This is a genomic window from Amycolatopsis sp. TRM77291, assembly GCF_054166285.1.
Genome location: NZ_JBSZHF010000001.1, coordinates 107,068 through 119,844 on the forward strand (window position 1 = coordinate 107,068; position 12,777 = coordinate 119,844).

At 68.5% G+C, this 12,777-nt stretch carries 8 protein-coding genes; 7 read left to right on the plus strand and 1 reads right to left on the minus strand.

The features are described 5' to 3' along the window. Nucleotides 1–66 precede the first annotated feature (66 nt). The 6 genes from ACXIZN_RS00565 (at nt 67) to ACXIZN_RS00590 (ending at nt 10,190) form a co-directional block, all read left to right on the plus strand. Complete coding sequence (locus ACXIZN_RS00565) at nt 67–633, plus strand: TetR/AcrR family transcriptional regulator (protein ID WP_457951828.1); 567 nt, start codon at nt 67–69, stop codon at nt 631–633. A 102-nt stretch (nt 634–735) separates the two neighbouring features. Then, nucleotides 736–2,334: a phosphoglycerate dehydrogenase gene (gene serA / locus ACXIZN_RS00570; protein WP_457951829.1), complete on the plus strand. Its 1,599-nt coding sequence runs from the start codon at nt 736–738 to the stop codon at nt 2,332–2,334. Between the two features lie 305 nt (nt 2,335–2,639). Then, entirely contained in the window at nt 2,640–6,044 is a 3,405-nt protein-coding gene (locus ACXIZN_RS00575; protein ID WP_457951830.1) for a S8 family serine peptidase, read from the plus strand. Between the two features lie 236 nt (nt 6,045–6,280). Next, nucleotides 6,281–7,324: a 3-isopropylmalate dehydrogenase gene (locus ACXIZN_RS00580; protein WP_007031599.1), complete on the plus strand. Its 1,044-nt coding sequence runs from the start codon at nt 6,281–6,283 to the stop codon at nt 7,322–7,324. A gap of 450 nt (nt 7,325–7,774) precedes the next feature. Then, nucleotides 7,775–9,400, plus strand: a complete 1,626-nt coding sequence (cimA, locus tag ACXIZN_RS00585) for a citramalate synthase (RefSeq protein WP_457951831.1) — start codon at nt 7,775–7,777, stop codon at nt 9,398–9,400. Nucleotides 9,401–9,419: 19 nt separating this feature from the next. Continuing rightward, entirely contained in the window at nt 9,420–10,190 is a 771-nt protein-coding gene (locus tag ACXIZN_RS00590; RefSeq protein WP_457951833.1) for a fumarylacetoacetate hydrolase family protein, read from the plus strand. Between the two features lie 70 nt (nt 10,191–10,260). Here ACXIZN_RS00590 and ACXIZN_RS00595 read toward each other — a convergent pair whose 3' ends face one another. After that, a complete protein-coding gene (locus ACXIZN_RS00595) occupies nt 10,261–11,499 on the minus strand; it encodes an FAD-dependent oxidoreductase (RefSeq protein ID WP_457951834.1) in 1,239 nt (412 codons plus the stop codon). Nucleotides 11,500–12,042: 543 nt separating this feature from the next. Between ACXIZN_RS00595 and ACXIZN_RS00600 the strand changes: the two genes are divergently transcribed. Next, the gene (locus ACXIZN_RS00600) at nt 12,043–12,777 is read left to right on the plus strand and encodes an HAD family hydrolase (RefSeq protein WP_457960432.1); all 735 of its coding nucleotides are present in this window, start codon (nt 12,043–12,045) and stop codon (nt 12,775–12,777) included.

Here is a 12,777-nt window from a genome sequence, read left to right on the forward strand (position 1 = left end):
TCCGCTTACGTCGACCGACTATACGGAGGCTGCCTCCGATTTGTCGAGACTAGGCTCTGGAGCGCGATGGACACCGAGAAGAAGCCGCTGCGGGCGGACGCCCGGCGCAACTACGAGCGCCTCCTCGAAGAGGCGAGGCGTGCCTTCGCCGCGCATGGGGTCGAGGCGTCGCTGGAAGAGATCGCCCGCAGGGCCGGTGTCGGCATCGGGACGCTCTACCGGCACTTCCCGACGCGGGAAGCCCTCGTCGAGACGGTGCTTCGCGAAGGCTTCGACGCGCAGGCCGCCGCGGCCCGTGAACTCCTGGACTCCCCGGAACCGCTGAACGCGCTGAAGGCCTGGCTCGCCGGGATGGGTGAACAGTCGGCGCGCTACCGCGGGCTACCCGAACTGATGGTCGACGTCCTCAACGACGAGACCTCGCCGCTCTACGCGTCCTGTCACGCGATGCGGGACCAGGTGTCCCACCTGGTGGAAAGGGCGAAGGCCGTGGGGGGGCTCCGGGCGGACGTCACAGTGCCCGAAATCCTGGTGGTGCTGCACGCGCTTTCCTGGGCCAGCGAACACCTTTCGGGTGACAAGGGGCTCGAACGCCTCCTCGATCTCGTTTTCGCGGGATTACGGGCGAGTTAACAATCCCCTGTCACCAGGTCTAAACTGCGGCGCAACCGGGCACAACGGCGTGACCGACCAATAGTGAGTCGCAGGCACAGACCAGATAGTGGGAGCCGTATCGTGACCAAGCCGAACAAGCCCGTCGTCCTCATCGCCGAGAAGCTCGCCCCCTCCGTGTTGAGCGTCTTCTCCGACGAGGTCGAGGTCCAGCATGTGGACGGCACGGACCGCCCCGCGCTGCTCGAGGCCGTGAAGACGGCGGACGCGCTGCTCGTGCGGTCCGCGACGAAGGTCGACGCCGAGGTCCTCGGCGCCACCACCTCGCTCAAGGTCGTCGCCCGCGCCGGCGTCGGGCTGGACAACGTGGAGGTCCCCGCCGCCACCGAACGCGGTGTCCTGGTGGTCAACGCGCCGACGTCGAACATCGTCTCCGCCGCCGAACACGCCGTCGCGCTGCTGCTCGCCGTCGCCCGCCGGGTCCCGGCCGCGGACCAGAGCCTCCGGGGCGGCGCGTGGAAGCGCAGCGCCTACTCCGGCGTCGAGATCCAGGGCAAGACCATCGGCGTGGTCGGCCTCGGCAAGATCGGCCAGCTGTTCGCGCAGCGGCTCGCCGCCTTCGACACCAAGCTCATCGCCTACGACCCCTACGTCTCGGCCGCCCGCGCCGCGCAGCTCGGCATCGAGCTGGTCACGCTGGACGAACTGCTGGAGCGTGCCGACGCGATCTCCATCCACCTGCCGAAGACCCCGGAGACCAAGGGCCTGATCGGCGCCGAGGCGCTGAAGAAGACCAAGCAGGGCGTCATCATCGTCAACGCCGCGCGCGGTGGCCTGATCGACGAGCAGGCGCTGGCGGACGCGGTCAGCTCCGGCCACGTCGGCGGCGCCGGTATCGACGTGTTCGTCACCGAGCCCACCACCGAAAGCCCGCTGTTCGGCCTGCCGAACGTCGTCGTCACGCCGCACCTCGGCGCCTCGACCGCCGAGGCGCAGGACCGCGCGGGCACCGACGTCGCGAAGTCCGTGCTGCTCGCGCTGCGCGGCGACTTCGTGCCCGACGCGGTGAACGTCGCGGGCGGCGGCACGGTCGGCGAGCACGTCCGGCCGTACCTCTCGCTCACCCAGAAGCTCGGCACCGTGCTGACCGCGCTGAACCCGAAGGCCCCGGCCTCGGTCACCGTCGTGGTCAAGGGCGAGCTGGCCGCCGAGGACGTCAGCGTGCTGCCGCTCGCCGCCGAGCGCGGCGTGTTCTCCGGCGTCGTCGAGGACCAGGTCACCTTCGTGAACGCGCCGCGCGTCGCCGAAGAGCTGGGCGTCCAGGTCGATCTGGTCACCGAGACCGAAAGCCCCAAGTTCCGCAGCCTGGTCACCGTCCGCGCGGTCCACGCCGACGGCTCGACCCTTTCGGTGTCCGGTTCGGTCACCGGAAAGGACGAGGTCGAGAAGCTGGTCGAGGTCAACGGCCGCCACTTCGACCTGCGCGCCGAGGGCAACGTGCTGCTGCTCGAGTACCCGGACCGCCCGGGCATCATGGGCCGCGTCGGCACGCTGCTCGGCGAGGCGGGCCTCAACATCGAGGCCGCGCAGATCAGCCAGACCACCGACGGCGCGGACGCGGTCATGCTGCTGCGCGTGGACCGTTCCGTGGACTCGCACCTGCTGGAGCCGATCGGCGCCACCGTGGGCGCGCACACGATTCGCGCGGTCAACTTCGGCTGACCTGCGAAGCGCGTGAAGGCCCCCTTCCCCCGGCTCAGCCGAGGGAAGGGGGCCTTCACGCGCATTTCGCGATTAGTCGACTAAATGCGAACGTGGTGTGTGCAGGGTTCGCGGGATCGCAGAGCAAGATTCAATAACGGTGAAAAATGCCTACTGAAGTCGGGCTGGTCCCCGGATAGGTTCTTCCGGCGAGGCCGAACCATCGCGTCGTCAAGGGCACGGCGCGGCGCCGGGGCTCACCGTCGGGGGTGTGTTCGAGCGGCAGGCAGGTTCCGAGTCCAGGCCTCGAGTGAGGGCACGTACTCATGAACAGATCCCGCGTACCCCGATGGGCGATCCGCTCGTCGGCCGCGGTCTTCGCCGCGTTGCTCGTGACGTCCGTGACCGGGGCGTCCGCGGCCGCGCAGGATGTCCCTCTCGCGGACGGCGTCACGCCGGCGAAGATCGACCGTAACGGATTCCAGGGGAAGGTCGAGCCGAAGCTCAAGGCCGCCCAAGGCAAGATCACCGCCTTCGTCGAGCTGGCGAAGCAGCCCGCCGTCGACGCCTTCAACGCCGAGCAGAACAAGGGCGCGGGCAAGGAAAAGGCGAAGAAAGCCGCGAAGGACGCCAAGGCCGACGCCGCCGCGACGGTGAACTCCGTCGTCGGGCAGCTCAAGGCCGCCGACGCCGGCACCCAGCTGGTCACGCAGACCGCCAACGCGGTCGCCGGCGCGGTCGTCACGGCCGACGCGGCGAAGATCCGCGAGCTGGCGAAGCGGCCGGACGTCGTCTCGGTCAAGAAGGTCGTGCCGAAGACCCGTACGAACTCCAGCGCGGTCCAGCTGACCAACACGCTCGCCTCTTGGCAGCAGACCGGCCGCTACGGCGACGGCATCCGCGTCGGCGTGATCGACGACGGCATCGACTACACCCACGCCACCTTCGGCGGTCCGGGCACGGCCGAGGCGTACAAGGCGATCAACCGCGACCAGGCCACCCCCGCCTTCCCGACCGACAAGGTCGTCGGCGGTATCGACCTGGTCGGCGACGCCTACGACTCGGGCAGCGACGACCCGGCCCTCAACACCCCGAAGCCGGACCCCAACCCGATCTCGTGCGGCCACCACGGCACGCACGTGGCGGGCACGGTCGCCGGATTCGGTGTGGACGAAGCGGGCAAGACCTTCACCGGTGACTACAAGAAGCTGAACAAGAAGAAGATCGAAGCGATGCAGATCGGCCCGGGCACCGCGCCCAAGGCCCTGCTGTACGCGATCAAGGTCTTCGGCTGCGACGGCTCGACCAACGTCACCTCGCAGGCGCTCGACTGGTCGCTCGACCCGGACGGCGACGGCGACTTCACCGACCACCTCGACGTGGTCAACCTGTCGCTGGGCGGCGACTTCGCCACCCCGGACGACCCGGACTCGCTGTTCGTGCGCAAGATCGCCGCGAACAACGTCGTCCCGGTGTTCTCCGCGGGCAACGGCGGCGACCTCAACGACGTCGGCGGCGCGCCGGGCAACACGCCCGAGGCGCTGACCGTCGCCAGCAGCCGTGACGCGTCCGTCCTTCGCGACGCCGTCGAAGCCGTCGCTCCCGACGGTGTGAAGGGCGCGAAGACCGGCCAGTTCAGCCAGAACTACGCGACCTACGACACGCTCGACGTCACCGCGCCGGTGGTCACGCTGTCGGCCGACAACGCCGCGGGCTGCAAGCCGTACTCCGAAGCCGACAAGGCCAAGGCCGCGGGCAAGATCGTGTTCCTCGAATGGGACGACAACGACGCGACCCGTGCCTGCGGTTCCGGCGCCCGTTCGAACAACGCGCAGGCCGCCGGTGCCAAGGGCGCGCTGTTCTCGTCGACGCTGGAGCACTTCACGGCGGGTATCGCGGGCAACGCGGCCCTGCCGACGTTCCAGCTGACCGGCAGCGCGACCGCCTCGGTTCGTCCCGCGGTGGCCGCGGGCACGCTGCAGGTCCGCATGACCGGCAAGGGCCGCGTGTCCGTGCCGACCACCGATCAGTCCATTGTGGACACTCCGAGCTCGTTCACCTCGCGTGGCGGGCGCGGCCCGGCCGTCAAGCCGGACGTCGCGGCGCCCGGTGACTCGATCGCGTCCGCGCTGAGCGGCAGCGGGGCCGGTCGCCTGGTCATCTCCGGGACCTCGATGGCGGCTCCGCACACGTCGGGTATCACCGCCCTGATCCGTCAGGCGCACCCGGACTGGTCGGTCGAAGAGGTCAAGGCCTCGGTCGTCAACACCGCCGGTCACGACATCCGTGACGCTTCGGGCCGCGTTTACGGGCCGCAGCGCGTCGGCAGCGGCCGGATCGACGCGAAGGCCGCGCTGGACAACCAGGTCCTGGCCTACGTCGTCGACAACCCCGGCTTCGTCTCGGTCAACTTCGGTGTCGTCGAAGCGGGCGGCCCGGTCACCCTGACCAAGACGGTCAAGGTGGTCAACAAGGGCATCAAGCCGGTCGAGTACTCGGTGGGCTACGAAGCCGTGAACTCGCTCCCCGGTGTCGAGTACACAGTGGACAAGCCGACCGTGAAGCTGAGCCCGCGTGGTATCGCGCTGGTGAAGGTGACCCTGAAGATCGCCGACCCCAAGGCGCTCCGCAAGGTCATGGACCCGACCATGGCGGCGACGCAGGTCGGCCTCGCCCGGCAGTTCGTGGCGGACGCCTCCGGCCGGATCGCGTTCACCCCGAAGAGCGGCACGACCGTTCCGCTGCGGCTCGCGGTGTACTCCGCGCCGAAGCCCGTCTCGTCCATCAACACCCCGGGCAACGTCAACTTCGGCGCCGGCCAGACCCAGGCCGTGCTGAACCTGACCGGCAAGGGCGTGGACCAGGGCACCGGTTCGCAGCGGTACCGCTCGCTGATCAGCGTGCTCGAGCTGCAGGCGGAATCCCCGCAGCTGCCCGAGTGCGACGGCGACGTCACCACCGACTGCACCCTGAACCAGACGGCCAAGGGCGCCGACCTGCGCTACATCGGCGCGGCGTCGACGGCCCCGCTGGCCAAGGCGCAGGGTGAGCCGGAGAACGCGTTGCTGGCCTTCGGCCTCACCACCTGGAGCGACCTGGCCAACCTGGGCAGCAACACCTCGCCGTTCGTGGACATCGACACCACGGGCGACGGGCAGCCGGACTTCGAAACCTATGTGACCAAGGTGACGTCCACCGACGTCCTCGTGGCGGTCACCGTGGCGCTGAAGCCGGGCTTCCCGCAGGTGGACATCCAGCCGATCAACGGCCAGCTCGGCGACGTCGACACGAACGTGTACGACACCAACGTCGTCGTGCTGCCGGTGAGCATCGCGGCACTGGGCATCGACCCGAACGCCGCGTCGCACAAGATCAGCTACACCGTCGGGACCTCCGGGTTCTACGCGGCGCCGGGTGCGGACTCGTCGACGATCGACTATGTCGGCACGCCGCTTTCGTTCGACGCCTTGGCTCCCGCGTACACCGTCCAGGGCGGCGGCGACTCCGCGCTGGGCTACGTCGCGAAGCCGGGCACGGCGCTGGTGGTCAACCGCAACGCGGCCGCGCAGGACACCGTGCTGGGCCTGCTGGCGATCGAGCACCACAACGCCTCGGGCAACCGGGCGAACGTGGTGAAGATCCAGGCGAACGCCGGTGGTGGCGACACGGGTGTCGACCGGCCGGGCAACGGTGGTCGGCACACCGGACGTCAGCCGATCGGTGTGGGCTGACGCGGTAGTGCGGTAATCCGCGTTCGATGAGGTGAGGGACGCCCTGGCGGCATGCTTTCCGCCAGGGCGTCCCTTCTTGTTTTCACTCTTTCGGCTGTCTCGCTCTGTGGGAGATTCCGGCATAAGGGTGGTGCGGCTACGGCTACCGGGCTACGGCCGGTAACCTTCCGCTGCTGGCGTTTTCTTGCGGATGGGCCATCCGGACTGCCGGTGGCCTGGTCTACGGAGGTGTGTGGATGCGGCTCGCGGTGATCCCAGGAGACGGGATCGGGCCCGAAGTGGTCTCCGAGGCGCTCAAGGTGCTCGGTGAGGTCGTACCGACTGCGGAGATCACGAACTACGACCTCGGCGCCGCCCGGTGGCACTCCACCGGTGAGCTGCTCCCGGAGTCGGTACTCGGTGAACTCCGTCAGCACGACGCGATCCTGCTGGGCGCGGTGGGCGACCCGACGGTGCCGAGCGGCATCCTGGAGCGCGGGCTGTTGCTGCGCCTCCGGTTCGAGCTCGACCACCACGTGAACCTGCGTCCCGCCCGGTTGTACCCGGGGGTGCGCGGACCGCTCGCCGAGGCGGGCGAGATCGACATGGTCGTCGTGCGTGAAGGCACCGAAGGCCCGTACGCGGGCAACGGCGGCCTGCTGCGCAAGGACACCGAGAACGAGATCGCGACGGAGGTCAGCGTCAACACGGCGTTCGGCGTCCGGCGCGTGGTGACCGACGCGTTCAACCGGGCCGAGGCGCGGCCCCGCAAGCACCTGACGCTCCTGCACAAGACGAACGTGCTGGAATACGCGGGTTCCCTGTGGTCGCGGATCGTGGAAGAGGTCTCGCTGGAGCACCCGGAGGTGACCGTCGCCTACTCCCATGTGGACGCCGCGACCATCCACCTGGTGACCGACCCGTCCCGTTTCGACGTCGTGGTGACCGACAACCTGTTCGGCGACATCATCACCGACCTGGCGGCGGCCGTGACCGGTGGCATCGGGCTGGCGGCGAGCGGGAACCTCGACATCACCCGGCGGAACCCGAGCATGTTCGAGCCGGTGCACGGCAGCGCGCCGGACATCGCGGGCCAGGGTCTCGCCGACCCGACCGCCGCGGTGCTGTCGGTTTCGCTGCTGCTGGACCACTTGGGACAGAAGGAGGCGGCGCGGCGGATCGAGGCCTCGGTGGCCTTCGACCTCGCGACCCGCGACCAGGCGTCGCCCGGTGCGACGCACGCGATCGGTGACCGGCTGGCGGCCCTGGTGTCGTCGAACGTGCGGCCGGTCACTCAGTAGTTCTTCGGGCTGAAGGGCCCTTCGCCGCATCTCGTGCGGTGAAGGGCCTTTTTGTCGCTTCGGGGGGCGCTCTGGGGCGCGGTGGCAGGTCCGTGAAGGCCTCCTTGCCTACTCTGAAGGTAGGGATGGAGGCCCTCGCTACGTGTTCGAGCGGTGTGTCGCGAAAGCCACTTTCGCGACGTCTGATGTCCCGAAAGTGGCTTTCGCGACGCGGCCGATGCGACGCCGGCGGCCCCGGAGCCGCGTCCCGGAGTGTGGAATCTTTCGCCCGGCTTGTGGACGCCCGCCGGGGCGTGTGCCATGATGCGTCCGTGACCTCCTGCACCATCATTATCGCCGAGCGCGCCGGATAACAGCTCCACAAGAGCCCCCGGCGCGCAACCTCTCGCACCCATGCGGGAGGTTTTTTTGTTGCCTGAACACGTTTTGCCCCACCACGAGGAGATTCCCGTGACCCGCAAGGAGCCCGCCGATACGCCGCTCGGCGACGCCTTCCACCTGTACGACACGACGTTGCGCGACGGCGCGCAGCGCGAGGGGATCTCCTACTCCGTCACGGACAAGCTGGCGGTGGCGAGGCTGCTCGACGATCTCGGGGTCGGGTTCATCGAAGGCGGATGGCCGGGCGCGCTGCCCAAGGACACGGAATTCTTCGCCCGCGCGGCTTCGGGCGAACTGAAACTGCGCCACGCCGCGCTCGTCGCCTTCGGTGCGACGCGGAAGGCGGGCGCCAAGGCCGAGCAGGACCAGCAGGTACGGGCCCTGCTCGATTCCCAGGCGCCGGTGGTCACCCTCGTGGCCAAATCGGACCTGCGGCACATCGAACGCGCGCTGCGGGTCGATGTCGACGAGGCGTGCGAGATGGTGCGAGACACCGTCGCGTTCCTCGTCGGCGAAGGACGTCGCGTCTTCCTTGACGCGGAACACTTTTTCGACGGCTACGCGTACTCCCCGGACACCGCGCTGAGGGTGCTCGACGCGGGAGTGAACGCGGGCGCCGACGTCGCCGTGCTGTGCGACACCAACGGCGGCCAGCTGCCGCTGGGCCTCGCGGAAACCGTCCGCGAGGTCAAGGAAAGGACCGGATTCCGGCTCGGAATCCATTGCCAGGACGACACTTCCTGCGCGGTGGCGAATTCCGTCGCCGCCGTGCAGGCCGGCGTGACGCACGTCCAGTGCACCGCCAATGGTTACGGCGAACGGGCGGGTAACGCCGATCTGTTCGCCGTGACGGGAAATCTGGTGACCAAGCTCGGTATGGAGGTGCTCCCGACCGGAGGCGCCGCCGAGCTCACCCGGGTCTCCCATGCCCTTGCCGAAATCGCGAACATCGCCCCCTACACCCACCAGGCTTACGTAGGGGCGTCGGCCTTCGCCCACAAGGCGGGACTGCACGCGAGCGCGATCAAGGTGGATCCGTTGCTGTACAACCACATCGATCCAGCTTCCGTCGGCAATGACATGCGGGTACTGGTCACCGAGATGGCCGGCAGGGCCAGCCTGGAGCTCAAGGGACGTGAGCTCGGGGTCGACCTTGCCGGCCAGCCCGAGGCGCTGACGAGCGCCGTGAAGAAGGTGAAGCGGCTCGAATCCGAAGGCTGGTCCTTCGAAGCCGCGGACGCTTCACTCGAACTGCTGCTGCGGCGGGAGGTCGACGGCCCGCAGAGCGACGTCCTCGACGAACCGCCGTTCGAACTCGAGTCGTACCGGGTCGTGCTGGACCACCGGTCCGACGGCGAGGTCGTGTCCGAGGCCACGGTGAAGGTGCACGTCGCCGGGCAACGCGTGATCGCGACCGCCGAGGGCAACGGCCCCGTGCACGCGCTCGACGCCGCCCTGCGCGAGGCGCTCAGCCCGCATCTGTCCTGGTTGGACAGTGTGGAGCTGGCCGACTACAAGGTGCGGATCCTGCCCGGCCATCCAGGCGCCGCCGCCGTCACCCGCGTGCTGGTCGAGACCAGCGACGGCGAGCGGGAATGGACCACGGTCGGCGTGCACGGCAACATCGTCGAAGCGAGCTGGCTCGCGCTGTGCGACGCGCTCGTGCACAAGTCCCTCAGGGAGGGCCCGGCGTGAGGAGTCGTACAGTGGGGGAGTGCGTCTAGCCCGAATTGCTCATCCCGGTGGTGTCGCGTTCGCTTCGATCGAAGGGGACGGCGACGACGCCCAGGTACTGGAAATCGCCGAGCACCCCTTCGGCAACCCCAACTTCACCGGCAAGCGCTGGCCGCTCGCCGACGTCCGGCTGCTCGCGCCGATCCTGCCGTCGAAGGTGATCGCGGTCGGCCGGAACTACGCCAAGCACGCGGCCGAGTTCGGCAACGAGGTCCCGCAGGACCCGATGCTGTTCATCAAGCCGTCGACCACGGTGATCGGTCCGAACGTGCCCATCCGCCGTCCGCGCGGTGTCGGCCGCGTCGACTTCGAGGGCGAACTGGCGATCGTCATCGGCCAGCCGGTCAAGAACGTGCCCGCCGCCCGCGCGGCGAGCGCGATCCTCGGCTACACCGTGGCGAACGACGTCAGCGCGCGTGACCTGCAGAAGTCCGACGGCCAGTGGGGCCGGGCGAAGGGGTTCGACACCTTCTGCCCGCTGGGCCCGTGGATCGAGACCTCGCTCGACACGGCCGACCTCGCGCTCAAGTCCGAGGTGGACGGTGTCCTCAAGCAGGACGGCCGGACGTCGGACCTGGTGCACAAGATCCCCGAGCTGGTCGAGTTCGTGTCCGGGGTGATGACCCTGCTGCCCGGCGACGTCATCCTGACCGGCACGCCCGAAGGCGTCGGCCCGATCGAGGACGGCCAGTCGGTCTCGATCACGATCGAAGGCATCGGCACGCTGACCAACCCGGTGCAGGACATCTGACCTCAAGTGCCATGAAAGGTCCTTTCCTTGCAAAATTTGCAAGGAAAGGACCTTTCATGGCGTTCGGGACCTAACTCCCGGCCGGCTCCATCGCCCGCCGCGCGAAGGCAGGCGCGTGCTCGGGCCGCAGCCCCAGGCCCAGCAACCGGGCTGGAACGTAGGACAGCACGGGGAACCGGCCGAACAGCTTCACCATCACCGCGGGCGGACCGTTGCGCCTGCCCTCCATGACCGGTTTCATGACGTTCTTGTGCAGCATCCGCTGCAGTCCCTGCACCAGCATCGTCGGCGCGAGACGGCGCTTGCGGACCTTCGCCAGCTCCGCCACCGAAGGCCTTCCCCGACGCAGCGACGCGGCGAGCAGGGTGGCGGCCGCGACCGCGTCCTGCACCGCGAGGTTGATGCCGACCCCGCCGACCGGCGACATCGCGTGCGCCGCGTCACCGATGCACAGCAGCCCGTCGACATGCCACTTCCGAAGCAGATTCATCTTGACGTCGAGGAACTTGATGTCGTCGGTCGTCTTCAGCTCGTCCAGGCGGTCGGCCAGTTCGGGGAGGATCGCGGCCACGTTCTCCCGGAACGCTTCGATGCCCTTCTCGCGAAGGTCGCCACCCTTGGGGCTGAGGTAGGCGATCTGGAAGTAGCCCTTGCGTGGGAGCGGCACGGCGAAGCGCCGATCCCGCATCTTCGGGGTCAGCATGCCCTCCTGCTCGCCGTCCCGCCGCGAGATCCGGAACCACCACGCGTCGAACGGGATGGGGTAGTCCTTCGTCATCAGCCCGGCCTCGCGGCGGGCCAGCGACCAGCGCCCGTCGGCGGCGATCACCAGGTCGGCGCGTAGTTCGCCGGTCTTCCCGTCGGCGTCGCGGTAGCGGACCCCGCTCACCCGGCCCTGTTCGAAGATCAGCCCGGTCATCTCCGTGCTCTGCCGCAACGTGAACGTGGGCTCCTTCGCGCCGGCGTCGGCGAGCAGGTCCAGGAAATCCCACTGCGGGACCATCGCGATGTACGGGTGCGCCACCTTCAGGCGGGTCAGGTCGGCGAGGCGCATCATCGTGCCGTCCTCGGCCGGGAAACCGGCGTAGGAGATCTCGCTGTGCGGCAGGTTCAGGAACTTCTCCCCGAGACCCAGCTCGTCGAGCAACGTCAACGTCGACGGGTGCACGGTGTCGCCGCGGAAGTCCCTCAGGAAGTCCTTGTGCTTCTCCAGCACCGTGACCTCGACCCCGGCCCTGGCCAGCAGCAATCCGGCGACCATGCCTGCGGGGCCACCGCCGACGACCACGCAGTTCGTGCGTTCGTTCATCCGTCCCACCCCTTCGAAACCCTTATTCATCACTTGTTGAATAAGCTCAGCATGCACCTGCCCGGCCGGCGCGTCAAGCGCCATCCGGGCGGATGCGCCGTTCGGGCTATGACCGGGGTCTCACCGGTCCGGGTGCCGGGCTGACTGTCCAAAAAGGACGCTAACGGGACGGCGAAAAGTCCCGGAAGGACGGCGATCGCGGAAAAGCCCTTGTGGACGGTCCGCGACTCGAAGCCGGGTAAGGATTTCGTTGTCGTCACAGGGTGTGCGCGCCGCGGATCGGACCGGGTGCGCCTGGGCCGCATTTCACCCGGCCGCCCGCGTTAGCCGTTGGCCGGTAACTAAAACACGACATCTCACCAACTGGGAGTAGAGTGCCCGCGCCGGAACAGACCAGCCTTTATCACCTCATCGGCAGAGTCGCGATCGCGCTGAGTGCCCTAGCCTCACTTGGTGGATTTCGCTCTCGTGCCCCGGACCCCGTCACGAACCACGCCGGACGCTCCGGACGGAGCGCCGTGGGAGCCGCCGGAGTTACGGTTGGTGTGCCTCGACATCGATGACACGTTGATCGACTGCACGGCGGCGATCCGGCTCAGCCTGAGCGCGCTCACCGGCCAGAACGACCTTTGGCCGCTGTGGGATCTCATCACCGAAGAGCATGTCGCGCTGGTGGTGGCGGGCGAAATCGATTACGCGACCATGCATCACAAGCGTACTGAATGTTTCCTGGCGGAGATCGGCATTTTGGCCGACGAAGACCAGGTCAAGGGCTTCGAAAGACGTCGTCGTGAAATTCTCACCCGTTCGTGGCAATTGTTCGAAGATGTCCTCCCGTGCCTGGAATGGTTGAGGGCAGCTGGCGTCCTCGTCGCCGCCGTCACGAACGCCTCCGGCGCGCATCAGCGCAAGAAGATCGCCGACCTCGGGCTCGCCCGCTTCTTCGATCACGTGGCCATCGCCGGTGAACTCGGAGTAGCCAAACCCGACCCGGCGATGTTCCACTCGGTCTGCCTCGGCCTCGGCTGCGACCCGGCCCAGGCGGTCCACGTCGGCGACAAGCTCGACACCGACGCCATCGGCGCACGCGACGCCGGCCTGGGCGCCGTGTGGCTCGACCGGGACGGCATCGCCGAGCGCGCCCCAGCGGGGGTGCACACCATCTCCGGCCTCGACGAGCTGCCTGAGCTGCTCGTTTCCGAGTTCGCGAAGCTCGGCGTCCCGGCTCAGCGCGCTACGGAGACCCCCGCTTTCACGGCGCGGAACAGCGTGCTCTAG